General features: G+C 71.0%; 18 protein-coding genes. 11 read left to right on the top strand and 7 right to left on the bottom strand.

What is annotated here, in order from left to right:
* Positions 1 to 365: 365 nt before the first annotated feature.
* The 3 genes from ACWGIG_RS20405 to ACWGIG_RS20395 all read left to right on the top strand — a co-directional run bounded on the left by ACWGIG_RS20405 (position 366) and on the right by ACWGIG_RS20395 (position 5,479).
* Complete coding sequence (locus ACWGIG_RS20405; protein WP_453323037.1) at positions 366 to 2,114, top strand: N-acyl-D-amino-acid deacylase family protein; 1,749 nt, start codon at positions 366 to 368, stop codon at positions 2,112 to 2,114.
* A 32-nt stretch (positions 2,115 to 2,146) separates the two neighbouring features.
* Positions 2,147 to 3,604, top strand: coding sequence for an aldehyde dehydrogenase family protein (locus ACWGIG_RS20400; protein ID WP_453323036.1), 1,458 nt, complete (start codon positions 2,147 to 2,149; stop codon positions 3,602 to 3,604).
* A gap of 282 nt (positions 3,605 to 3,886) precedes the next feature.
* Positions 3,887 to 5,479 (top strand): APC family permease, encoded by a 1,593-nt coding sequence (locus tag ACWGIG_RS20395; protein WP_453323035.1) that lies wholly within the window; start codon positions 3,887 to 3,889, stop codon positions 5,477 to 5,479.
* A gap of 9 nt (positions 5,480 to 5,488) precedes the next feature.
* Here ACWGIG_RS20395 and ACWGIG_RS20390 read toward each other — a convergent pair whose 3' ends face one another.
* Both ACWGIG_RS20390 and ACWGIG_RS20385 read right to left on the bottom strand, forming a co-directional pair.
* Entirely contained in the window at positions 5,489 to 6,979 is a 1,491-nt protein-coding gene (locus ACWGIG_RS20390; RefSeq protein ID WP_453323034.1) for a CehA/McbA family metallohydrolase, read from the bottom strand.
* Between the two features lie 20 nt (positions 6,980 to 6,999).
* Positions 7,000 to 7,338 (bottom strand): hypothetical protein, encoded by a 339-nt coding sequence (locus ACWGIG_RS20385; RefSeq protein WP_453323033.1) that lies wholly within the window; start codon positions 7,336 to 7,338, stop codon positions 7,000 to 7,002.
* Positions 7,339 to 7,451: 113 nt separating this feature from the next.
* Here ACWGIG_RS20385 and ACWGIG_RS20380 point away from each other — a divergent pair, with 113 nt between their 5' ends.
* Positions 7,452 to 8,279 (top strand): LLM class F420-dependent oxidoreductase, encoded by an 828-nt coding sequence (locus ACWGIG_RS20380; protein WP_453323032.1) that lies wholly within the window; start codon positions 7,452 to 7,454, stop codon positions 8,277 to 8,279.
* 56 nt (positions 8,280 to 8,335) lie between these two features.
* On the opposite strand, the gene ACWGIG_RS20375 is transcribed toward ACWGIG_RS20380, so the two are convergent.
* Positions 8,336 to 8,788 (bottom strand): SSI family serine proteinase inhibitor, encoded by a 453-nt coding sequence (locus ACWGIG_RS20375; protein ID WP_453323031.1) that lies wholly within the window; start codon positions 8,786 to 8,788, stop codon positions 8,336 to 8,338.
* 88 nt (positions 8,789 to 8,876) lie between these two features.
* Here ACWGIG_RS20375 and ACWGIG_RS20370 point away from each other — a divergent pair, with 88 nt between their 5' ends.
* The 4 genes from ACWGIG_RS20370 to ACWGIG_RS20355 all read left to right on the top strand — a co-directional run bounded on the left by ACWGIG_RS20370 (position 8,877) and on the right by ACWGIG_RS20355 (position 15,060).
* Complete coding sequence (locus ACWGIG_RS20370) at positions 8,877 to 11,492, top strand: bifunctional FO biosynthesis protein CofGH (protein ID WP_453323030.1); 2,616 nt, start codon at positions 8,877 to 8,879, stop codon at positions 11,490 to 11,492.
* Between the two features lie 190 nt (positions 11,493 to 11,682).
* Positions 11,683 to 12,198 (top strand): hypothetical protein, encoded by a 516-nt coding sequence (locus tag ACWGIG_RS20365; RefSeq protein WP_453323029.1) that lies wholly within the window; start codon positions 11,683 to 11,685, stop codon positions 12,196 to 12,198.
* Positions 12,199 to 12,313: 115 nt separating this feature from the next.
* Positions 12,314 to 13,795, top strand: coding sequence for a flotillin family protein (locus ACWGIG_RS20360; RefSeq protein ID WP_453323028.1), 1,482 nt, complete (start codon positions 12,314 to 12,316; stop codon positions 13,793 to 13,795).
* Positions 13,796 to 13,896: 101 nt separating this feature from the next.
* Positions 13,897 to 15,060: an ADP-ribosylglycohydrolase family protein gene (locus tag ACWGIG_RS20355; protein ID WP_453323027.1), complete on the top strand. Its 1,164-nt coding sequence runs from the start codon at positions 13,897 to 13,899 to the stop codon at positions 15,058 to 15,060.
* A 257-nt stretch (positions 15,061 to 15,317) separates the two neighbouring features.
* Here the strand turns inward: ACWGIG_RS20355 and ACWGIG_RS20350 are convergent, their stop codons facing one another.
* Positions 15,318 to 16,127 (bottom strand): SDR family oxidoreductase, encoded by an 810-nt coding sequence (locus ACWGIG_RS20350; protein ID WP_453323026.1) that lies wholly within the window; start codon positions 16,125 to 16,127, stop codon positions 15,318 to 15,320.
* A gap of 80 nt (positions 16,128 to 16,207) precedes the next feature.
* On the opposite strand from ACWGIG_RS20350, the gene ACWGIG_RS20345 reads away from it, so the two are divergent.
* Positions 16,208 to 17,047, top strand: coding sequence for a hypothetical protein (locus tag ACWGIG_RS20345; protein WP_453323025.1), 840 nt, complete (start codon positions 16,208 to 16,210; stop codon positions 17,045 to 17,047).
* A gap of 154 nt (positions 17,048 to 17,201) precedes the next feature.
* Here the strand turns inward: ACWGIG_RS20345 and ACWGIG_RS20340 are convergent, their stop codons facing one another.
* From ACWGIG_RS20340 to ACWGIG_RS20330, 3 genes are all read right to left on the bottom strand, one after another.
* Positions 17,202 to 17,411, bottom strand: a complete 210-nt coding sequence (locus tag ACWGIG_RS20340; RefSeq protein ID WP_453323024.1) for a DUF397 domain-containing protein — start codon at positions 17,409 to 17,411, stop codon at positions 17,202 to 17,204.
* A gap of 227 nt (positions 17,412 to 17,638) precedes the next feature.
* On the bottom strand, positions 17,639 to 18,502 hold the full coding sequence (locus tag ACWGIG_RS20335; protein WP_453323023.1) for a helix-turn-helix domain-containing protein: 864 nt from the start codon (positions 18,500 to 18,502) through the stop codon (positions 17,639 to 17,641).
* Positions 18,503 to 18,849: 347 nt separating this feature from the next.
* The gene (locus tag ACWGIG_RS20330; RefSeq protein WP_453323022.1) at positions 18,850 to 19,617 is read right to left on the bottom strand and encodes a GOLPH3/VPS74 family protein; all 768 of its coding nucleotides are present in this window, start codon (positions 19,615 to 19,617) and stop codon (positions 18,850 to 18,852) included.
* A gap of 205 nt (positions 19,618 to 19,822) precedes the next feature.
* Between ACWGIG_RS20330 and ACWGIG_RS20325 the strand changes: the two genes are divergently transcribed.
* Both ACWGIG_RS20325 and ACWGIG_RS20320 read left to right on the top strand, forming a co-directional pair.
* Positions 19,823 to 22,477: a D-alanyl-D-alanine carboxypeptidase family protein gene (locus ACWGIG_RS20325; protein WP_453323021.1), complete on the top strand. Its 2,655-nt coding sequence runs from the start codon at positions 19,823 to 19,825 to the stop codon at positions 22,475 to 22,477.
* 581 nt (positions 22,478 to 23,058) lie between these two features.
* Positions 23,059 to 23,262: a cold-shock protein gene (locus ACWGIG_RS20320; RefSeq protein ID WP_189825182.1), complete on the top strand. Its 204-nt coding sequence runs from the start codon at positions 23,059 to 23,061 to the stop codon at positions 23,260 to 23,262.
* Positions 23,263 to 23,315: the final 53 nt, after the last annotated feature.

The following is a 23,315-nucleotide window of genomic DNA, read 5'->3' as shown; positions in this document are numbered from 1 at the left end:
GGGCGGGACGGGTGGGCATGGGGCGGCCCCCGCGCGAAGCCGCCCCCCTCGCTCCGGCTTGCGCCCGCTCCCGCCACCCTCCCCGGGGGACCGTGCGGGCCGGTGGGCCGCTTCGCGGAGATGGCCCCTCCCCGCCCCTCCACCTCAACCGCTCGCCGCGGGGCAAAGGCGGTTCACGGCTCGCACCGGTGGGGGCAGGCGTCCCGGGCTGCGCCCGGTGCACGGCTGCGCCGCGCGTCCTCAAACGCCGGACGGGCTGAAAGCGCCCCGTCGGGCTGAAGTTGTCCGGACGGGCTGAAGTTGCCAGGCAAGCAAGCCGGATGTGCCCCCGCCAGCCCCACGTACTCACCCCCGAAAGGACCCCCATGCTCGACCACCTCATCCGTAACGCGACCCTCGTGGACGGCACCGGTGGTCCCTCGCGGGTTGCCGATGTCGGCATCCGGGACGGGCGTATCGCTGTCGTCGCCGCTCCCGGGACGCTGAAGGAGCGGGCCCGCAGTGAGGAGGACGCCACCGGGCTCGTTCTCGCGCCCGGTTTCGTCGACCCGCACACCCACTACGACGCCCAGCTGTTCTGGGACCCGTATGCGACTCCCTCCCTCAACCACGGGGTGACCACCGTCGCGGGCGGCAACTGCGGTTTCACCCTCGCCCCGCTGCACCCCGACCGGCCCGAGGACGCCGACTACACGCGTCGCATGATGTCCAAGGTCGAGGGGATGGCGCTGGCCGCGCTGGAGGAGGGGGTGGAGTGGTCCTGGTCGTCCTTCGCCGAGTATCTGGACGCCCTGGAGGGGCGGATCGCCGTCAACGCCGGTTTCATGGTGGGGCATTGTGCGCTGCGCCGGTACGTGATGGGCGCGGACGCCGTGACCGGCCGGCAGCCCACCGCCGCTGAACTCGACGCGATTGTCGGGTTGTTGAAGGGGGCGATGGAGGCGGGGGCCTGGGGGTTCTCCACCACGCAGTCCTCCACGCACTCCGACGGCGACGGCAAGCCGGTCGCCTCGCGGCACGCCCGCCCGGCGGAACTGCTCGCGCTCAGCAAGGCGGTGGGGGAGCACGAGGGCACTCAGATCGAAGCCATCGTCGCGGGCTGTCTCGATCAGTTCGAGGACGACGAGATCGAGCTGTTCGTCGAGATGAGCGCGACGGCCGGGCGGCCTCTCAACTGGAACGTGCTGACCATCGATTCCGCCGTACCCGAGCGCGTGCCGCGCCAGCTCCTACCCAGCGAGCGGGCCCGCAAGGCCGGCGGCCGGATCGTCGCGCTGACGATGCCGATCCTCACCCCCATGAACATGTCGCTGGGAACCTTCTGCGCGCTCAATCTCATCCCGGGGTGGGGGGAGATCCTCTCCCTTCCCGTGCCGGAACGGATCGCGAAGCTCCGGGATCCCGACGTACGGGCCGAGATGCTGCGCCGGGCGGAATCCAAGGAGGCCGGGGTGTTCCGGCGGCTCGCCGACTTCGGGCGGTACGTCATCGGGGACACGTACAGCGAGGAGAACCGGCGGGCGGGCGTGAGCGGCCGGGTCGTCAACGACATCGCCGCCGAGCGTGGTCAGGACCCCTTCCGGTGTCTGGTGGAGATCTGCGCGAAGGACGAGTTGCGGACGGTGCTGTGGCCGATGCCCACCGACAACGACCCCGACTCCTGGGCGCTGCGCCGCGAGACCTGGGAGCACGAGGACGTCATGCTGGGCGGGTCCGACGCCGGGGCCCATCTGGACCGCATGTGCGGAGCCCCGTACACGACCCGCTTCCTCGGCGACTGCCTGCGCGGGCGGAAGCTGATGCCGGTGGAACAGGCCGTGAAGATGCTGACCGACGACCCCGCCCAGCTCTTCGGGCTGCGGGAGCGGGGGCGCATCGAGGAGGGGTTCCACGCGGACCTGGTGCTCTTCGACCCCGAGCGGATCGACGCGGGGCCCGCCACGCTCGTGCACGACCTGCCGGGGGACAGCCCGCGGCTCGATTCGAAGGCGATCGGGATCGTGAGCGTCCGGGTCAACGGGGTCGAGACGATCCGGGACGACCGGGTGACGGGCGCGGTACCCGGGACCGTGCTGCGTTCCGGGCGCGACACCAGGACGGTGGCCACCAGGTGAGCCGTGCAGGGAGTCACGAAGGGAGCCGTCAAGTGGGCGTGGCGCAGCGGTTGTTGATCGGGGGGGAGTGGGTCGCGCCTGCGGGCGGGCACTATGAGGTGATCAATCCCGCCAGCGAGGAGGTCGTCGGTCTCGCGCCCGAGGCGAGCACGGACCAGGTGCACGAAGCCGCCGACGCCGCCCGTGCCGCCTTCGCCTCCTGGTCCCGTACGAAACCGGAGGAGCGGGCCGCCGTCCTGGACCGGGCGGCCGACGTCATCCGGCGCGAGTCGGCCTCGTACGCGCGGCTCGCCCAGGCCGAGACCGGTGCCACCACCGGCACCGCGCGCGGCATGCAGGTCGCCGTCGGCGAGGCGCGCTTCCGGCGGTACGCGAAAGGGGCGACGGAGCCCACGGAGACCGCGATTCCGCCGCAGATCAACGAGGCGGGACCGATGGGGAAGGCGGGCGTCTTCGGGGCGCTCGAAGTGCGCCAGCCGGTCGGGGTCGTCACCTGCATCACCTCGTACAACAACCCCTGGGCCAACCCGGCGGGCAAGATCGCACCCGCCCTCGCCATGGGCAACACGGTGGTCGTGAAGCCCGCGCCGCAGGACCCGCTGTCCGTGTTCAAGATGGCCGAGGCGCTGATGGAGGCGGGCATTCCGCCCGGTGTCGTCAATGTCGTCAACGGCACGGCGGTGGGGGTGGGCGAGGCGGCCGTCGACTCCCCGTCCGTCGACATGGTCAGCTTCACCGGCAGTACGCAGGTCGGGCAGCGCATCGCGGAGGTCTGCGGCCGGTCCATGAAGCGGCAGCTCATGGAACTGGGCGGGAAGGGCGCAGCCCTCGTCTTCGACGACGCGGACCTGGACTCGGCGGTGCTGGGGATCGGGACGACCTTCTCCTTCTACAGCGGGCAGATCTGTACGGCGCCGACCCGGGCCGTGGTCCAACGGGGCGTGTATCAGGCCCTGTTGGAGAAGCTTGCTGCTTATATCGGGTATCTGAAGATCGGCGATCCGACCGCGCCCGGCACCGTCGTCGGCCCGCTCATCTCCGCCGCGCACCGCGACCGCGTCGAGTCGTACGTCGAGCTGGGGAAGAAGGAGGGGGCGAGGCTGGTGGCGGGCGGAGTGCGCCCGGCGATCGAGCGGGGCTTCTACGCCGCGCCCACCCTCTTCGCCGACTGCACCCACGACATGCGGATCGTCCGCGAGGAGATCTTCGGGCCCGTCGTCGTGGTCGTCCCCTTCGACGACGAGGAGGAGGGCATCGCGCTGGCCAACGACAGCGACTACGGGTTGCTGGACTACGTGTGGTCGGGCGACGTCGCCCGCGCCTTCCGCGTCGCCCGCAGGCTCCGCGCGGGGGGCGTCGGCATCAACACCATCGGCCGCAACATGGAGGCGCCCTTCGGCGGCTTCAAGCGCAGCGGGGTGGGGCGCGACGTGGGCTCGTACGCGCTGCACGCGTACAGCGAGGTGCAGGCGGTGGTCTGGCCGGGGTGAGGGGCCCTGCGCCGAGGCGGGCGAGGGAGCGAGGGGCGAAGGGGGTGAGGGGCGAAGGGAGGGTGAGGACGGGCGGGAAAATTTGGAACTGGGACAAAGCGGGCGGACCTGCGGTTTTCGCATAGTAGAGAGAGCTCGCCTTTCTCGGTATTCACAAGGCGTGTGCTCCCCATTCGCCTGTAGATCCTTGATCATTGAGGGGTTTGTCCCCTCCAACTCAAGGATCTTGTAACGGACTTTCGACTTCCGGATGTGGAAACCGCAGGACTTAACGTCCTGTTCATGACTCAGGTGGAAACGAAGCCGCAGGCCGGAGACCCGGTAAGGGGCGTCCCCGAGGGGGCAGCTCTCCCACAGCCTGCCGGCGACGGCGTGCGCAGCAAGGGCCTCGGCGGCAACTCCGTCGGCCTCCTCGGCAGCGCCGTCATCGGCATCTCCACCGTCGCCCCCGTCTACTGCCTGACTTCCACCCTCGGCTCCACCGCCGGCGAGGTCGGCCTCCAGATGCCCGCGATCTTCCTCGCCGGGTTCCTGCCGATGCTCCTCGTGGCCTTCGCCTACCGGGAGCTCAACAAGGTCATGCCGGACTGCGGCACCTCCTTCACCTGGACCGTGAAGGCGTTCGGCCCCCGGGTGGGCTGGATGTGCGGCTGGGGTCTGGTGGTGGCCACGATCATCGTGCTGTCCAACCTGGCGGGCGTCGCCACCTCGTACTTCTGGCTCCTCGCGGGCGAGTTCACCGGCAGCGACCAGGTCGCCCGGCTCGCGGACGACAAACCCGTCCACATCCTCACCTGCCTCGCCCTCATCGCCCTCGCGACGCTGGTCAGCTACCGGGGGATGACGGCCACCAAGGGCGTGCAGTACGCCCTCGTCGGCCTCCAGCTCGTCGTCCTCGTGCTGTTCGTCGTGATGGCGTTCAGCAGGGCGGACAGCGCCGCTCCCGGGTTCGCGGGCGGCGTCGACTTCTCCTGGTCCTGGTTCAACCCCTTCTCGGTGGGCTCCTTCGCCGCCTTCACCGCCGGGCTCTCCCTGTCGATCTTCATGTACTGGGGCTGGGACGCCTGCCTGACCGCCAACGAGGAGACCACCGGCAGCGAGAAGACGCCCGGCCGGGCCGCCCTCATCGCGATGGTCGTGCTGGTCGGCTCGTACCTGGCCACCGCCGTCGCCGCACAGATGGCCGTCGGATCGGGCGAGAAGGGGCTCGGGCTCGGAAACCCCGACACCTCCGACAACGTCTTCGCCGCCCTCGCCGGGCCCGTGATGGGCCCCGTCCTCGGCATCCTGCTCTTCGTCGCCGTCCTGGCCTCCGCGACCGCGAGCCTCCAGACCACGTTCATCCCGGTCGCGCGGACCGTGCTCGCGATGTCCGCGTACGAGGCCCTGCCCGCCTCCTACGCCCGCGTTCACCCGCGCTTCAAGAGCCCCGGCCGCGCGACGGTCATGGCGGGCGTCGCCACCGGTGTCTTCTACACGGTGATGACCCTGGTCAGCGAGCACGTCCTGGTCGACACGATCTACGCGCTCGGCCTCATGATCTGCTTCTACTACGCACTCACCTCGTTCGCATGCGCCTGGTACTTCCGGCGCGAACTGACGAGGACCGTGCGCGACGCCTTCTTCAAGGGGATCTTCCCGGTCCTGGGCGGGGTCCTGCTTGCCGCCGTCTTCGCGAAGACGCTGTACGACATGTGGGACCCGGCGTACGGCAGCGGCTCGTCAGTCCTCGGCGTCGGCTCGGTGTTCGTGATCGGGGTCGGACTGCTGCTGGTCGGCTTCGTGATCATGCTGGTGATGCAGCGCCGCAGCCCGGCGTTCTTCCGTGGCGAGGTGCTGAGGAAGGACACCCCGGCGCTGGTCGTCGAGGGCTGACCCCTCCCGCTATGCGGCCGTCCGCAGGAACACCGGGTTGGTGAAGGCTGCCAGCGGGCCCGGGAGCCCCGGGACGGTCGCAGGGTGGCGGACCTCCGCACGGACGTAGGCGGCGTACGAAGGGCTGGTCGACCACTCGACACCGGTGGCGGGTCCGGTGCGTACGGTGCCCTGGTCGGTGACGAGGTGGGTCGTGCAGCCCGGGGCCGCGCCCGACACCGCCAGGCGCACGGTGACGGCGGAGTCGGCCGGCGCCGAGAGGCGCCCGCCCAGGGTGGCGGTGCGGCCCCGGGCGTCGGCGGCGGTCAGGGTGAGGGAGAGGGCGGACGACTCCGCCACGTAGGAACGGCCCGCGCGGATTCCGGCGAGGATCGCGTCGCGGGACAGCGCGTCGGCCAGGACCACGGTCTGCGGGTGGCCGATCCTGTCGGGGTCGCGGTGCGCGTCGCTGTTGCCCATCGCCGGAGTCCAACGGGCCTGCTGGACGAGGGACTTGTCCCAGGACTGCAGGGACACCTCGTCGTCCGGGGTGTACGGGCCGTTCCACACCTCCACCGCGTCCGCCTCCGCGAACCCGAACTGCCAGCCGCAGCCAAGGCAGTTGGCATGCGGATGCGCCGGGACCACCAGGCCGCCCGCCCGGCGGATCTCCCGCGCGAACCGGCCGAACCTGTTGTCCCTGGCCCGGTAGCGCCAGTCCGTGTGGGTGCCGGGATCCGTGCCGACGGCGAGCACGTGACCGTTGCGGGTGGTCAGCTCCTCGCCGGTGAGGATCAGCAGGTCGTCGCCCCACAGGCCCTCCCAACGGGCGTGCGAGGAAGGGGTGTTGTGCTCGGTGGTGGTGAGGAAGTCCAGCCCCGCGGCGCGGGCGAGGGCGGCGATCTCGGCCGGGGTGCGTCTGCCGTCCGAGTGGACGGAGTGCAGGTGGCAGTCGCCCCGGTACCAGGACCGCCCCCGGCCCGCCGCACGCGCGGGCGGATACACCGGGCGGGGTGTGGGTGCGGTCGGCCCGGGGGTGAGCGTGATGGTGACTTCGTACGGGAGGCCCTGCGGGGCCACCGTGTACGGGGCCAGTGCGATGTGCCAGGTGCCGGGGCGGACCGGGCCCGGCAGATAGCCCGGGGTCGCGTCGTCGCCGCGCAGGAAGAACTCGCTGCGGGCGCCGCCCGACCAGCCCCGGAATCCACGGCCGCCCAGTGCGGTGCCGCGCTCGTCGAAGACGCCGATGTCGAGGGCGTTGCCCAGGGTGCCCGGAGGGGCGGGCGGGCGCTCGTAGGAGTACGAGACGTGCAACTGCCGGATCCCGCGCGGGACTTCGACGGGGAGATGGACGAAGTCGGGGGCGCCGGGAGGGAGCGTGCCGCGGACGGTGCGGGTCAGGGGGTCCTTGTCGTCGCCGTCCGCGGCCCGGGCGAAGCTCACCGAGGTGAGGGTGAGGGCTGCTGCCGCGCCCGCCGTGAACAGGGCGCGTCTGGTGGTGTGCTCCTGCGGCTCCGTCATGGGGGACGAGGGTGGCAGGCTCAGGTGGCGCGGCGGTTGCGGCGCACCAGATAGAGGATGACGAGCACCACGACGATCAGCGCGACGAGGCCGAGCACGAGGCCGATGATCAGGCCGATGCCCTTCGACTTCTTCTTTTTCTTCTTCTTGGGCTTGGGCCTGGAATCGGCCACCTGGGCCTTGGATGCCTGCGACTGCGTTTGTGTCTGTGGTTGTGGCTGTGTCTGTGCCTGCCCGGATGTGACGACGGCAGTCGTCGTGGCGCGGGGGGCGGCTGCGGCCGAGGACAGCGACAGAGCGGGCGCGCCCAGGAAGAGGGTGCCCGCCAGGAGGAATGTGGTGGTGGTCCTGATGTTCATGCGCATGGTGATGCGCCCTTCCCCGTGAGGGCCGGGTCCACTCGGACTCTCGGCTTTCGGCACCGTACGCCGTAGCGTGTGGCGGCTACCAGGTTCCCGACGAAGGAGTTTGCATGCGGATCTCGGCCACGATCTTCCTGACCGACGAGACGATCACGCCGGTACGGATCGCACAGGAGCTGGAGCGGCGCGGCTTCGCCGGTCTTTACCTGCCCGAGCACACGCACATCCCGGTCGGCCGGGAGACCGCCTACCCGGCGGGCGGGGCGCTGCCGCGCGAGTACGGGCGGACGCTCGACCCGTTCGTGGCGCTGGGGCAGGCTTCGGCGGTGACGCAGCGGCTGGGGCTCGGCACCGGGATCACCCTGATCGCACAGCACGACCCGATCGACCTCGCCAAACAGGTGGCGACGCTCGACCACCTCTCCGGCGGGCGGTTCACGCTCGGGCTCGGCTTCGGGTGGAACAAGGAGGAGGCGGCCGACCACGGTGTGGAGTGGCGCACGCGCCGGGACCTCGGGCGGGACCGGATGGGGCTGATGCGCGCGCTCTGGAGCGCCGAACCCGCCGCGTACGAGGGCGAGTTCGGGTCCGTACGGGCGAGTGAGGCACATCCGAAGCCGGGCGGCGGAGCACCGCGCGTCCTGGTCGGCGGAGCCGCCGGGCCGAAGCTCTTCGCGGACATCGCCGCGTACGCGGACGGGTGGATGCCGATCGGCGGGCGCGGTCTCGGGGAGTCGATCCCGGTGCTGCGGGAGGTGTGGGAGGCGGCCGGCCGCGACCCCAAGCAACTGCAAGTGGTGCCGTACGCGGTCCTGCCGAGCCCCGGCAAGCTGGAGCACTACGCGGGACTCGGCATCGAAGAAGTGGTGCTGCAACTGCCACCGGCGGGCGAGGCAGAGGTCCTCCGCACCCTGGACGCATACGCGACCTACCTCTGACGAGCCGCGTCAGGGGCGCGGGGAACCGGGCGACCAGCCACCCTCGACCCGCACCCTCACACCGGCAGCGCGTCCCGATACACGAGCGGCATCCCGGAGCTCGTCACCGGCAGGAACGGCCGCATCGCGTCCCAACGCGAGATCTCACACCCGTCGGTCCGCCGGTACGACGCATCCACCGGCCGCCCCGCCCACACCCCGGTGACCCGGGCCCGCGCCGGGCCGCCGTACTGGTCCGTGCAGATCGCGTCCGGCGGCACCGGCGCGAACGGGTCCCTGCCCCACACCGTCACCTCGTCGAGCCTGTCGCAGGCACGCGAGGCGTCGGGGTGGGTGCCGCCCGTCGGGTGGCAGTACAGCTCGTACGTGCCGTCCGTCCCGGGGGAGCCCGAGTCGGTCACGGTGAGGGTGAGGTGGTCCCCGCCGCCGGAAGGCACGGCCTGGGCGGGCGCCGCCGTGCCCAGAACGGCGAGCAGCGGGAGGGTGACGGCCGCGAAACGACGCAACATGACAGGGCTCCTGTGGAGTCGGGGGTGTGCTGCGTCTAACGCCCCCGCACCCCGAACGTCACGTGCCCATCGAACGTATCCTCGGGGGATGACCAGCTCCGCAGCGCAGCCCACCAGCCAAGGTCCGACGGAGAACGCCATGCGCCGGGCCCTCAAACGGGCCCGTGACGGTGTCGCCCTCGACGTCACCGAGGCCGCCGTGCTCCTCCAGGCGCGCGGCGCGAACCTCACCGATCTGTGCGCCTCCGCAGCGCGCGTACGGGACGCGGGACTTGAGGCCGTGGGGCGGCCCGGCGTCATCACGTACTCCAAGAAGGTCTTCATCCCGCTGACCCGGCTGTGCCGCGACAAGTGCCACTACTGCACCTTCGTCACCGTCCCCGGCAAGCTGCGCCGGGCCGGGCACGGGATGTTCCTGTCGCCGGACGAGGTCCTCGACATCGCCCGTGCCGGGGCGGAAATGGGCTGCAAGGAAGCCCTGTTCACGCTCGGCGACCGGCCCGAGGACCGGTGGCCCGAGGCGCGTGAGTGGCTGGAGGCCGAGGGGTACGACGACACCCTGGCGTACGTACGGGCCATGGCGATCCGGGTGCTGGAGGAGACCGGGCTGCTGCCCCACCTCAACCCCGGGGTCATGACCTGGACCGAGCTCCAGCGGCTCAAGCCCGTCGCGCCCTCGATGGGCATGATGCTGGAGACGACGGCGACCCGGCTGTGGAGCGAGCCCGGCGGCCCGCACCACGGATCGCCCGACAAGGAGCCCGCCGTACGGCTGCGCGCCCTTCAGGACGCGGGGCGCTCCAACGTCCCCTTCACCACCGGCATCCTGATCGGCATCGGCGAGAACTTCGAGGAGCGCGCCGACTCCCTCTTCGCACTGCGCAAGACGGCGCGGGCGTACCACGGCATCCAAGAAGTCATCGTCCAGAACTTCCGGGCCAAGCCCGACACCGCGATGGGCAGGATGCCGGACGCGGAGCTGGAGGAGCTGGCCGCGACCATCGCCGTCGCCCGGCACATCCTCGGCCCGGGCGCCCGCATCCAGGCGCCGCCGAACCTCGTCGACGACGAGTACGCGCTGATCATCGGCGCGGGCATCGACGACTGGGGCGGGGTGTCGCCGCTGACCCCCGACCACGTGAACCCCGAGCGCCCCTGGCCGCACATCGACCAGCTGGCCGCGCGGACCGCCGATTCGGGCTTCGCGCTGCGTGAACGGCTCACCATCTACCCGGAGTTCATCCAGCGCGGCGAGCCCTGGCTCGACCCCCGGCTGATCCCGCACGTCTCCGCGCTGGCCGACCCAAAGACGGGGATGGCGAAGGAGGACGTACGGCCGACGGGCCTGCCGTGGCAGGAACCGGACGAGGCGTTCACCGCGAGCGGGCGCACCGATCTGCACCACACCATCGACACCGAGGGCCGCACCGGCGACCGGCGCAACGACTTCGACGCCGTCTACGGCGACTGGGAGGCGCTGCGCGAGGCGGCGGCACCCGGCATGGTGCCCTCCCAGATCAACGGCGACATCAGCCGCGTCGACGGCGAGGTGAAGGCCGCGCTGTCCCAGGCCGCCGACGACCCCACCAAGCTGACGGACGCCCAGGCACTGACGCTGCTGCACGCGGACGGGCCCGCGCTCGACGCGCTGTGCCGGATCGCGGACACCCTGCGCCGTGACGTGGTCGGCGACGACGTCACGTACATCGTCACCAGGAACATCAACTTCACCAACGTCTGCTACACCGGCTGCCGCTTCTGCGCCTTCGCCCAGCGCCGTACGGACGCCGACGCGTACACCCTCTCCCTCGACCAGGTCGCCGACCGCGCCGCGCAGGCGTGGGACGTGGGCGCGGTGGAGGTCTGCATGCAGGGCGGCATCCACCCGGACCTGCCCGGCACGGCCTACTTCGACATCGCGCGGGCGGTGCGGGAGCGCGTTCCGGACATGCACGTGCACGCCTTCTCGCCGATGGAGGTCGTCAACGGGGCCACCAGGACCGGGCTTTCGTTCAGGGAGTGGCTGACCGCCGCCAAGGAGGCCGGACTCGGGTCGATCCCGGGCACGGCCGCCGAGATCCTCGACGACGAGGTGCGGTGGATCCTCACGAAGGGGAAGCTGCCGACCGCCGAGTGGATCGAGGTCGTCAAGACGGCCCACGAGGTGGGGCTGCGGTCGTCGTCCACGATGATGTACGGGCACGTGGACCAGCCGCGGCACTGGCTCGGGCACCTGCGGACGCTTGCGCGGATCCAGCAGGAGACGCGCGGTTTCACGGAGTTCGTGACGCTGCCGTTCATCCACACCAACGCACCCGTCTACCTGGCGGGCATCGCGCGCCCCGGCCCGACGGTCCGCGACAACCGGGCCGTCACCGCCATGGCCCGGCTCCTCCTGCACCCGCACATCACCAACATCCAGACGAGCTGGGTGAAGCTGGGCGCCGAGGGCGCGGCGGAGATGCTGCGCTCGGGGGCGAACGACCTCGGCGGGACGCTGATGGAGGAGACCATTTCGCGGATGGCCGGATCGAGCTACGGCTCGTACCGCTCCATCCAGGACCTGATCGCCATCGCGGACGCCGCCGGACGGCCTTCCCGGCCGCGTACGACGCTGTACGGCGAGGTGCCCGAGGAGCGGATGGCCGCCGCCCACGCCTCGGACGGCCATCTTCCGGAACTGCTCCCGGTGTTGGGGGACTGACCCGGAACCGAACGGGCACGCAGGGGCGTCGTCGCTGGTGCGTCGGCGCCCCTTTGCTGTCCGCCCGTCCGGCATCAAGAACGCGTAAAGATTGCCGGGATCGGGCAATGTCGAATGTCAGTGCCGTGTGCGAAGGTTCAGGCAAGTCGGTGAAGTCGGTGGATCGGCGTTCACGGGGGAAGGGGCGGGCATGACCATGTTTCTCGGTCTCGGCATCGCGGGACTGGTGCTGCTGCTCCTCGCGCTGATCTTCGACGGGCTGCTGGAGGGTCTGTTCGGCGGATTCTCCGCACTGTCGGGGCTGTTCGACGGATTGCTCTCGCTGCCGGTCGTCGCCGGATTCACGGCGATGCTCGGCTTCGGCGGGGCGATCACGCTGGGTACGACCGGGCTCGGCGCCGGTGCCGCCACGGGGGTGGGCATCGTCGCCGGGCTGGTCGCGGCCTGGCTGACCCTGAGGTTCACGCGGGTACTCATGCGGGACCAGACGGACGCGACACCACGCGGCGAGGACCTCGTCGGGACCCCGGGCTCCGTGGTCACGGCCATCCCCGCCGAGGGGTACGGCGAAGTGCTCGTCCACCTCGGCGGACAACCGGTGAAGTACGCGGCGAAGAGCGCGGTACCGGTGGCGCGGGGTGCGGACGTGTGGGTCGAGGCGAGCCTCTCCTCAACGTCCTTGTCCGTACGCCCCGTCGAGCGCTGAAGGTCGCGTCCCGCACGCCGACGGTCGTGCCGTGAGCGCCGAAGGCCAGGCCTTGAGCGCCGACGGTCGCCCCTTGCTCTTTACGTAACGCACCACCCACATCGGGGGAACACCCATGAGTCCAGTCGTCATCGCGGTCGTCGGAGTCGTCGTACTCCTCGTCCTGCTCGCCCTCGTCGTCGTCTCGCGCTACAAGGTCGCGGGGCCCAGCGAGGCGTTCATCATCACCGGGCGGCGCGGCAAGAAGTCCACCGACCCGGTCACCGGCCGGATCAGCACCGACAACAGCGGCCAGAAGGTCGTGGTCGGCGGCGGCGTCTTCGTCGTCCCGTTCGTCCAGCAGAAGTCCACGCTCGACCTGTCCAGCCGGCAGATCCCGATCGCCGTGCGCGGTGCGGTCACCCTGCGCGGGGTCAAGGCCAACCTCGAAGGCGTCGCCATCGTCAAGGTCGGCGGCAACGAGGACGCCATCCGGGCCGCCTCGCAGCGCTTCCTGCAGCAGCAGGGCTCCATCGTCGGCTTCACCCAGGAAGTGCTGTCCGGCGCGCTGCGCGCCATCGTCGGCCGGATGTCGGTCGAGGACATCATCCGGGACCGGGCCGCGTTCGCGGGTCAGGTCGCGGAGGAGGCCGAGGCCAGCCTCTCCGGGCAGGGACTGGTCCTCGACGCGTTCCAGATCCACGACATCACCACCGAGGGCTCCTACCTGGAGGACCTGGGCCGGCCCGAGGCCGCCCGCGCCCGCCAGGAGGCCGACATCGCCGAGGCCATCGCCAAGCGGGCCTCGGAGCAGGCCAGGCTCAAGGCGGCCGAGGAGATCGCGGTCGCGGAGCGGACGTACTACCTCAAGCAGGCCGAGATCCGGGTCGAGACGGAAGCCGCCGCGGCCAAGGCCAACGCGGCCGGACCGCTCGCCGAGGCGGCGCGTCAGCAGGAAGTCCTCTCCGAGCAGGAGAAGGTCGCCCAGCGGCAGGCCGCCCTGACCGACCGCGAGCTCGACACCAAGGTCCGCAAGCCCGCCGACGCCGCCCGCTACCAGGCCGAGCAGGAGGCCGAGGCGCGGAAGGTGGCGCTGGTCAAGCAGGCCGAGGCGGACGCCGAGCGGTCCCGCCTCACCGGCGAGGGCGAGAAGCTGCACCGTGCCGCGCTCGCAGCGGCCGTACGCATCGAGGGCGAGTCCGAGGCCGCCGCGATCGCCGCGAAGGGTGCGGCGGAGGCCGAGGCCATGCAGAAGAAGGCCGACGCGTTCGCCCAGTACGGGGACGCGGCCGTCATCCAGATGCTGGTCGAGGCACTGCCGCAGGTCGTCGCCAAGGCGTCCGAGCCGCTCAGCGCCATCGGCAAGATGACGGTGATCTCCACGGACGGCGCCTCGCAGCTCTCCCGCACGGTCACCGACAACGTCGCCCAGGGCATGGAACTCCTCAGCTCCACGACCGGAGTCGACCTGGCCGCCCTGCTGAAGGGGATCGCACAGAAGGGCGCCCAGGACACCGGGGCAAGGACCGGGGCAGGGACCGGGGCTGGGACCGGCACCGGGGCCGGGGTCCCGGAGCAGGCCGCTCCGGCGAACGGGCAGATCCCGATCAGCGACTGATCCGGCGGGCCAACCTCACACACCCAACTGCACGGAACTGACCGGCTTGCGGCTTTTCTGGACCTGAAAAGCCGCAAGCCGATCAACTACTGTGGCGCGCCATGAGCAGCAGTACAGCCGCCACCGCCGCCGCGACCGGCGTCTGGGGCCGCGCCGAGCAGCAGGACTTCCGCAGCCGGGTGCGCGGCGCCCTGCTGGGCGGGGCGATCGGCGACACCCTCGGTGCCGCCGTCGACGCCCTCCCGCTCGCAGCGATACGCGAGGCCCACGGGCCCGCCGGAGTCCTCGACCTGCTGCCCGTGCCAGGAGGCTCCGTGCCCGGCACCGCACAGGGGGCCGGACGCGGCACCGTCACCGCCGCCACCCAGCTCACCCTGTTCACCGTCGACGGCCTGATACGCGCCCAGGTCCGCCGGGACACCGGCGCCTGGCACCCGCCCACCGACGTGCACCGCGCCTACCTGCGATGGGCCGCCACCCAGCACGACTGGGGCCCCGACGAACGCCGTGCCGAAGACGGCTGGCTGGCGCGCGAGGAATGGCTGTACGCCAGGAGATCGCCCAGCAGGGCCAGCCTCAGCGGCCTCCGCGACCCCGGCATGGGCACCCTCGAACACCCCAGGAACCCGGACGCCACCGACCCCGGGGCCGTCGTCCGCTCGGCCCCCTTCGGGCTGCTCGTCGGCTGGGAGCCGCAGCTCGTCTTCCAGCTCGCCGTCGAATGCGCCGCCCAGACCCACGGCCACCCCTCCTCCTGCCTCGCCTCGGGCGCGCTCGCCGTCGTCGTGCACGGTCTCGCCAGGGGCGAGAGCCTCGACGGTTCGGTGCAGCGGGCGCTGGCCCAGCTCGCCGCCCGTCCCGGCCACCAGAGCGTCACCGACGCGCTCCAGGCGGCGCTCGGCGGCGTACGGCAGGGCATGCCGGCAGCCGAGCGGGTGGAGGCGCTCGGGGACGGACGGACGCCCGAAGGGGCCCTCGCGGTCGCCGTGTACTGCGCGCTCGTCGGCGAGGACGTCCGGCACGGGCTGCGGCTCGCCGTCAACCACGGCGGGGCGTCCGCCACCACCGGCGCACTGTGCGGGGCGCTGCTGGGCGCGATGCACGGCGAGACGGCGCTGCCGCCGGGGTGGCTCGCGGAACTGGAGGGCCGGCCCACCGTCCTCCAGCTCGCCGACGACTTCGCGATGGAGATGACCCAGGGCCCGGCCCTGCACGGACCCACGGCCAGCGCGCCGGGCTGGCTGGCACGGTATCCCCGGGGGTGAATCCTGCGGGCGGGTGGTGTTCGCGCGGGTGCGTCGCGTCCGGCGGGTGGTCTTCGCGCGGGTGCGTCGTGGCTGGTCGCGCAGTTCCTCGCGCCCCTGACGGTCTCCCCTAGCTCCCTTGGGCAGCGGGGCCGCCCCCCGGGGGGGCGGGACGGGTGGGCAAGGGGGCGGCCCCCCGACGCCGCCCCGCCCTCGACGCCGCCCCGCCCTCGACGCCGCTCACCCCGAGGCCGCACCCCTGCCTCCGCAAGGCCTCCTCACCGCATCAGTTCCCCCGCGTTCACCAGCAACTGCTGCCCGGTGATCGCCCGTGCCCGGTCCGACGCGAAGAAGACGACCGCGTCCGCGACATCCCCGTCCGTCGCCAGTTCCGGCAGTGCCATCCGTGACGTCAGCCGCGCCAGCACCTCCGCCTCCGGCACGCCCTCCGACTGGGCCGCGTACGCCACGTACCCCTGCACCGGCGGACCCCACATCCACCCCGGAAGGACCGTGTTGACCCTGATCCGGTGCGGCCCCAACTCGCGGGCGAGGGAGTACGACGCCGAGGTCAGCGCCCCCTTGGACGCCGCGTACGCCGCCTGCTCCACCTCGGTGGGAGCCGCCACCGCCGACTGGGTTCCGATGATCACGACAGAGCCGCCGCGCTCCTTCAGGGCGGGCAGACAGGCCCGGGTCATCCGCAGGGTGCCCAGCAGATTGACGTCCAGGACCCGCTGCCACTCGGTGAAGTCGGCGGACTCCAGACCGCCGAAAGAGGTGTCGTACGCGGCGACGTGGACGACCGCGTCGATCCGGCCGAAGCGCTGCACCGCGTGCGCCGCGAGGCGGGCACAGCTGCGCTCGTCGGTGATGTCGGTGGGCAGCCAGGCCGTGTGCCCGCCGTCCGGGTCGATCTCGGCGGCGGACTTGGCGAGACGGCCCTCGGTGCGGGCGCCGAGCACCGCGTTGCCGCCGTCGCGGACCACGGCGGCGGCGACCTGGTGGCCGAGTCCCGCGCCGACGCCGGACACGACGACGGTCTTTCCCCCGAGGAGATCGCCGCGATTGCTGTGACTGCTGCTCACCTGGTTGCCTCCGGACTCTGGCCGAATTCCTGACGGCCCGTCAGAGTAGGTCTGTCACAGGCCACTTGGAAGGGGCAGGGATGAGCGAGGAGACCCGGAGCGAGACGTACGCGGAACTGGCGGCGGTCGGTCCTTACGGGGTGCGCCCCGGCCACGCGCTGATCACCATGGTGGAGCCGCACCCGGGCCAGGAGTACGCGTACAACCGCTGGTACGAGGACGACCACTTCATGGCGGGCGCGATGGCGATGCCCTGGATGTACGCGGGACGCCGTTGGGTCGCCACCCGCGACCTCCAACTCCTGCGCCGACCCGCCGAGTCGGCGGTCGCGGACCCCGTCACCGCCGGGTGCTACCTCACCACGTACTGGATCACCGAGGGCCGCTACGACGACCACATGAAGTGGACCGTCGCCATCAACAAGCGCCTCAACCGCGACCACCGCGTCCACCAGGCCCGTACCCACGTCTTCACCGCCTTCCAGGACCACGAGGCGACGGTCTACCGGGACGGGGATTTAGGGCCGCGCGACTTCCACGCCCTCGACCACCCCTACCAGGGGCTCGTGCTGGAGGTCGTCGACGCCCAGGACGCCGGGCAGCGGCGGGAGTTGCTGGAGTGGCTGCGCGACGAGCACCTGCCGGAGCGGCTGAAGGGTTCGGCCGAGGCCATGGTCACCGTCTTCCGGCCGACACCGCTGCCCGGGGACCGGATGACGTACGTCAAGCAGGTCGAGGGCGTCGACACCCGGCTGACCCTGCTGTGGTTCCTGGAGGAGGACCCGCGCGAGCGGTGGGAGGAGCGCTTCGGCGGGCTCGGGGAGGCGGTCGCCGGGGCGGGGCTCGGGCGGGTGGAGCTGGTGGCGCCGTTCGTACCGACGGTCGTGGGGACGGACCGGTACGTCGACCAACTCAGGTGAGTCGACCAGCTCGGGTGAGTCGACCAGCTCGGGTGAGTCGACCAGCTCGGGTGTGAGGAAAGGGAGATGCTGTGCGAGGAGCCCCCTCGGCCAGGACGGCGGACCAGTCGAGAGGGCTCACATGCGTCGTGCTCTTCGCGGTGCAGCGTGGGGCTTAACCGCGGTTGAGGGACCCCTGGCCGACCTCGGAGATGAACGACGTCCACACGCCGGGGGCGAAGGAGATCGAAGGACCTTCGGGGGCCTTCGAGTCCCGTACGTCAATGGCCTGAACCGCAGGGGACTTCACCTCCACGCACGCCCCGTTGCCACCGGAGTACGAGGACTTCGTCCACTCGGCCGTCGCGCCCTTGAGAATTGCCATGTTCGTTCAGCCTCCACCAGTCGTTCGTCGTTCACTGTGAGGTGCCAACGGTCTTGCTTGGCGTGATCGACGCTACGCCGGAACTCCCTTGTGCACAGGGTGTGTTCACTCGACCGGATGGCATATACCTGGTGGGTCTTCCACTGCTCCAGCGGGACGGTGTACTGTGCGCGACCCCGAGGCAGGTCGCCGGGGCGGGTCGCCCGGGTCGCCGCTCCAGGTCGTCTCTAGGTCGCGGCGTACCCCTTCGCGATGTCGTCGATGTACTCCTGCGACTCCTCCGCGCTCAGCGCCTTCGCCCGCAGGTGTTCGTACATCACCGTGTACTTCTGCACGTCGGCGGTCTTCTCCAGATAGAGGTCGCTCGTCACGCCCTCGATGTAGACCACGCTGGAGTCGGTCGTCTCAGGGAACTCCAGGATCGCGTAGTGCCCGCTGAGACCCGTGTGCGCGCCCGCCTTGAACGGCAGCACCTGCACCGTGACGTGGGGCAGCCGGGCCAGCGCCTGGAGATGCTCCAGTTGCGCCAGCATCAGGTGCCGGTCACCGACCATCCTCCGCAGCGCCGCCTCGTCGACCACCGCCCACAGCCGCAGCGCCGCGGGGGCCGTGGTGATTCGTTCCTGCCGGCGCAGCCGGACGCCGACGCGCTTCGCCCACTCCTCGGGAGTGCTCTCGGGCAGGGCGCCGGAGATGACCGCCTCCGCGTACTGCGGGGTCTGCAGCAGTCCGGGCACGACCTGCGGTTCGTACACGCGCAGGCTCTCGGCGTCGGTCTCCAGGCCGATGTACACGCTGTACGGGATGTCGCCGAAGGCGTGCCACCAGCCCTGCTGGCGCGAGTCCTTGGCCATTTGCATCAGCGACTCGACGACCCGCGGATCCTCCACCTCGTACACCCCGCACAGGTCTCGGACGTCACGCGGACTGATGCTGCGGCGGCCGTTCTCCAGCCGGCTGATCTTGGACTGCGAGACCAGCAGCTTCTCGGCCACGCCCTCGGCGGTGAGGCCCTTGGTCTCGCGGAGCCGACGCAGCTCCTGGCCCAATCGGCGTCGCCTGACGGTGGGATTGATGTTGGGGGACGCCACGGGAACTGCACCTCCGGCTGCGTGCTGCGCTTGTCTACTTTTCAGCAGAGTGCCACCAACTGGCCCGGCCGCGCTGGCGAATGGCCACACAGGGTGGTGCGACGGGTACGCATCCGTACGGGCGCGGTCGCTTCGTGAAGACGTACGAGTAACTGGTGCACGAGTGACGCGCGGGGCGGTGGCCCGGCCCTCGTCCGGACGGCCGGTCCACTGCCCCGCGCGATTGTTGCGGCTCCCGAACCGGGTCTTTGGGGACGTCGGCGCGGCGGCTCACTCGTGCTGGTCGTGCTCGTGCTGATGGTGCTGGGGTGTGCTGATGGTGCTGGTCGTACGGGTTCCTCGTTGGGTCAGTGCGCTGCGGCCCGGGCCATGCTGCCGCGGTGCGGCTGCGCGGACACGGATGCCGATGCGGACTGGCGTACCCCGCCACCGCCGCCGCCCGGGGTGCCCGGAGCTGCGGATGGGCCGGGTGCTGCACGGCGCGGCTGAGCGGCCACGCCGTTCTGGACGTCCATCACGGCGTGTGCCACGAGTCCGCCCATGGGGTCGTGCCGAATCAGGTCCCGGAGACGGGACCTGGACGACCGGCCCTCGTTGCCGGGATACAGGTGCTTGCCGAGCCCGACTGCGTGGGCCAGCGCGGCGAGCGCCGCGGTCCGCGGATCCGGCGGTACGCCGGTGCGGATCGCACTGTCCAGCCGGGCACGGATGTCCCGGCTGATTGCCGTGTCGGTCGCCTGGTAGCGAGTCGTCGGCAGTACCCCGCACATCTGACCCGATACGGCATGCACCATGCCGCACCGCTCCAGGTGCGCGAGATAGATCTGGCGCAGCCCCAGTCGGGGCCCGCCAATCCAGTGGACCGCCCGAACCGGGCTGCCGCGTCGGCGCAGCAGTTCCAGTGCGGAGTCCAGTGTCGGATCTCCGGTCGGCCGTGGCATCACCACGGCGATACGATCCCCGTCAGGGGCTATCCGTCCTGCCAGAGCCAGCTCCACTAGCTGTGCCCCGGCCAGGCCGAGGTCGAGCGACTGCGGCTGCGCTGTGGTACCCGTTGCCGGGTCCAGAGCGAGCAACAGAAGCTCCTCCGGAATTGTTCTGCGGCTCCTGCCCATCCATGCCTCCCCGCGTGGATGAGTGACAGGGTGACCCCTCTCACATTCATCTGTCGAGAGCGCCTGGGTGCTTTCTACGGGAACCAGTAGGTATGTCGTTCTCGTCTAGCACGTGGGTGCGGGTCCCGTAGCGGGACACTGGTCCATGGATCGGACAGGCGGGGGAGTCCCCCGCTACGACCTTTTTTGCGTTGAGGAGGCATCGGTGGCGGGCGAGTCCCCCGGCAAGTCGGAGCAGCGGAAGTCGTCGGGGGAGACGGCGAGTCGCGAGAGCGATCCCCGTCTCGCGGTATTCCGCGAGAGGACGCAGGAAGCGGCGGCGTCGGTCGCGGAGCCGGAACCGGCGGCAGAGGACGCCGAATCCGAAGAGGTCATGCACGAATCGGCCGACACGGAGCCCGAAGAGGAACCCGCTGCGGACACGCACGCGGAAGCGGATGCGGAACCCGCGTCCGAGAAGCCGGAACCGGAACCCGAGCCCGAGTCGGAACCCGAGACTGAACCCGAGCCGGAAGAGGCGACCGACGACGCCCCGGTGGCGGAGGACTCACGGCTGCGTGCGGCGGTGGCGGCCTGGGTGGCGACGGAGGAGGAGCCCGACGCGGCCGCGGCAACGGACGCGAATGCGAACGCGGAAGCGGAATCCGGTGCCGACACCGACGCAAAGGCCGCGCCGGAGACGGTGGCGGGTGCGGCGGGCGCGGACGGTGGCGGGAAGGGCCGTTCCTCCGACGACTCCGACTCCGAAGAGGCCACGGACGACGAGCCCGACTCGTCCGACTCGGACGACGAGCCCGTTCCCGCGGACGGCGCCGAGGCTCCGGCCGCGGCGAAGGGCGACGCAACGAGCCCGGACGAGCCCGTCGGCGCCCCTGACGCCTCCGACGAGTCCGACTCGGACGACAAGTCCGTTTCCGCCGACGATTCCGACGGGACTCCGGCTGCCCCGAAGGGCGACGCGCAGGGCCTGGACGAGCCCGCCGACGACTCGGAAGGCTCCGACGGCTCCGACGGGCCGGGGAGTGCGGCTGCTGCGGCGACGGGCGCCGCGAAGGCCCCGGACGAGGCGGCGGACGCCGACGCCTCCAGCGACGCCGCCGCCGACGACGACTCGGACGGGTCCGGCGAGTCCGGCGAGGGCGACGAGCCCAGCGAGGCCGACGGCTCCGACGGCTCCGACGACGGCAAGGGTGTGGATCAGGCCACCGCCGTCTTCAGGTCCATGCCGCGTTCGGCGCCTCGGACCGACCAGCCGACGGCGATGCTGAAACTGCCGTCCAAGGAGTCCAAGGAGTCCAAGGGAGCCGAGCAGCCCAAGAAATCGGCCGGTTCCAAGGCCGACCGGCCCGAGTCGGACACCGAGCGGACCAGCACCTTCGTACCGCTGAAGCCCGACGGCGTACGGCCGTCCGGCCCGCCCCGGAAGCCCGGCCGGTCCGAGGCCCAGTCCGGTGCCCAGCCCGCTCAGCAGGGTCGGCCCGCGTGGGCCGCCGGGCCGCAGCCGGCGCCTGCCGCAGCGGCCGGTTCCGGCCTCCCCGAGGCCGAGCGGACCAAGCAGCAGCCGCTGCCGCCGAAGCCCCCGCTCGACCTGCTCGCCGAGCTCACGAACAAGCCCGCACCGCCGGAGACGCCGGTACGGACGACCGTGCGCCGGTTCAAGATCTGGACGCCGCTGGTCCTGCTGGTGCTGGTCGTCTTCGCGGTGGTGCAGTTCGTGCGCCCGCTGCCGGACACGCAGCTGGCGCTGAGCGCGACGCCCTCGTACACCTTCGAGGGTGGCAGGACCGAGATGCCGTGGCCCGGCGAGGGCCAGTCGGCGATCGAGGTCGAGGGCGTCGGCAGCATGGGCACCGAGGGCGCCCAGAAGCCCGCGCCGATCGCGAGCATGGCGAAGGCCATGACGGCGTACGTGATCCTCAAGGACCACCCGATCACGGGCAAGGAGACCGGCCCGAAGATCACCGTCGACCAGGCGGCCGAGGACGACGGCAAGAAGGGCGACGAGTCGACCGCGCAGATCAAGAAGGATCAGGAGTACACGCAGCGCCAGATGCTGATGATGCTCATGATCCCGTCGGGCAACAACGTGGCGCGGCTGCTGGGTCGTTGGGACGCGGGTTCCGAGGAGAAGTTCCTTGAGAAGATGAACGCCGCCGCCAAGGACCTCGGCATGACCAACACCAAGTACACCGACTCCAGCGGGTTCGACAAGGGCACCGTGAGCACCCCGGTCGACCAGATCAAGCTCGGTCGCGCGGTGATGGAGAACGACATCTTCCGCAAGATCGTCGACATGCCCGAGGTCGAGATCCCGGGCCTGCCGGGCAAGATCTACAACAACAACAAGATCCTGCTCCAGCCGGGTGTGAACGGCATCAAGACGGGCTCGACCACCCCGGCGGGCGGCAATCTCCTGTTCACGGCGAGCACGATCATCGACGGCAAGCCGCGCCGGATCATCGGCTCGGTGATGAACCAGACCACCGGGAAGATCCTCAACGAGAAGCTCGACAAGGCGATCTTCGACAGTCTGAAGCTGATCAAGAAGGCGCAGGAGGTCGTCACCTCGGCTGTGGTGGTCAAGAAGGGCGAGGTCGTCGGGTACGTGGACGACGGGCTCGGCGGACACACGCCGGTCGTCGCGACGAAGGAGCTCAAGGCGGTGGGCTGGCCGGGTCTGAAGGTGGACCTGGCGCTCGGCGCGGCGGCGGGCAAGGCGGTGCCGCACACGGGCAAGGCGGGGGACGTGGTCGGCGAGGTGACCGTCGGGACGGGCCCCGGGAAGGTCTCGGCGCCGGTGGCGCTCCAGTCGGAACTGGCCGAACCGGGCTTCGGCGCGAAGCTGACGCGGCTGGGCTGAGCGGAGCGGGTCGACCACGGCTGGACCGACGCGGCTGGTCCGCAATGCCGGGCGGGCCGCGACGCCGGCTGGTCCGCAGCGCCGGACGGGCGGGCCGCAGCGCCGGCTGGTCCGCAGCGCCGGCTGGTCCGCGGCGCCGGTTGGTCCGCGACGCCGGACGGGCTGAAGTCCCTTGCGCCTTCAGTCCGTCCGGCGGCCCCCTCGGCCCGTCCGGCGGCCCCCTCGGCCCGTCCGCCGGCCGCGTCCGACGGCCTGTCGGCAAAGTCGTCGTGCCGAGGACGGTTGCCTTCTTGATCACGTGGGTACATTCCGGCCTGCACTCCCGGCACTCCGCCACGAGATGCGGGCTCGAATACTCGCCGTGCCGAAATGCTCGCGGCATGCTACGGTTATTCGTAGTTGCAGTTGTGGTTCCCGAAAAGACTTACAAGTGCTCTCCTCGGATTCGTCACATTCGGATCCGTTGGGCGCACTTTTCTTTTGTATTTCCGGTGCTTTTCTCCCGGACGGGGTCATCATCGCGCGACGTGGGATACGCACAGTGTGTATTCCCCGGGTTTTTACCCCGAAGGAGATTTGACATGGCTACTGGCACCGTGAAGTGGTTCAACTCGGAAAAGGGCTTCGGCTTCATTGAGCAGGACGGCGGCGGCGCCGACGTCTTCGCCCACTACTCGAACATCGCCACCTCCGGCTTCCGTGAGCTCCAGGAAGGCCAGAAGGTGAACTTCGACGTCACGCAGGGCCAGAAGGGCCCGCAGGCGGAGAACATCGTTCCCGCCTAATCACTGATCACCGGCTTCGTGCCTGATCAGCGGTGACAAGCGCGGCTGGGACC

Source organism: Streptomyces sp. NPDC054863 (assembly GCF_053610825.1).
Note: the sequence above shows the minus strand (reverse complement) of the source record. Positions and strands in the feature narration are given on the sequence as shown.

Bases quoted from the DNA above. Each gene is read 5' to 3' on its own strand.
- ACWGIG_RS20355 (WP_453323027.1), top strand. From the start codon at position 13,897: ATGAGCAGCAGTACAGCCGCCACCGCCGCCGCGACCGGCGTCTGGGGC.
- ACWGIG_RS20320 (WP_189825182.1), top strand. From the start codon at position 23,059: ATGGCTACTGGCACCGTGAAGTGGTTCAACTCGGAAAAGGGCTTCGGC.
- ACWGIG_RS20375 (WP_453323031.1), bottom strand. From the start codon at position 8,788: ATGTTGCGTCGTTTCGCGGCCGTCACCCTCCCGCTGCTCGCCGTTCTG.
- ACWGIG_RS20385 (WP_453323033.1), bottom strand. From the start codon at position 7,338: ATGAACATCAGGACCACCACCACATTCCTCCTGGCGGGCACCCTCTTC.
- ACWGIG_RS20390 (WP_453323034.1), bottom strand. From the start codon at position 6,979: ATGACGGAGCCGCAGGAGCACACCACCAGACGCGCCCTGTTCACGGCG.
- ACWGIG_RS20395 (WP_453323035.1), top strand. From the start codon at position 3,887: ATGACTCAGGTGGAAACGAAGCCGCAGGCCGGAGACCCGGTAAGGGGC.
- ACWGIG_RS20370 (WP_453323030.1), top strand. From the start codon at position 8,877: ATGACCAGCTCCGCAGCGCAGCCCACCAGCCAAGGTCCGACGGAGAAC.
- ACWGIG_RS20365 (WP_453323029.1), top strand. From the start codon at position 11,683: ATGACCATGTTTCTCGGTCTCGGCATCGCGGGACTGGTGCTGCTGCTC.
- ACWGIG_RS20345 (WP_453323025.1), top strand. From the start codon at position 16,208: ATGAGCGAGGAGACCCGGAGCGAGACGTACGCGGAACTGGCGGCGGTC.
- ACWGIG_RS20380 (WP_453323032.1), top strand. From the start codon at position 7,452: ATGCGGATCTCGGCCACGATCTTCCTGACCGACGAGACGATCACGCCG.
- ACWGIG_RS20405 (WP_453323037.1), top strand. From the start codon at position 366: ATGCTCGACCACCTCATCCGTAACGCGACCCTCGTGGACGGCACCGGT.
- ACWGIG_RS20360 (WP_453323028.1), top strand. From the start codon at position 12,314: ATGAGTCCAGTCGTCATCGCGGTCGTCGGAGTCGTCGTACTCCTCGTC.
- ACWGIG_RS20330 (WP_453323022.1), bottom strand. From the start codon at position 19,617: ATGGGCAGGAGCCGCAGAACAATTCCGGAGGAGCTTCTGTTGCTCGCT.
- ACWGIG_RS20340 (WP_453323024.1), bottom strand. From the start codon at position 17,411: ATGGCAATTCTCAAGGGCGCGACGGCCGAGTGGACGAAGTCCTCGTAC.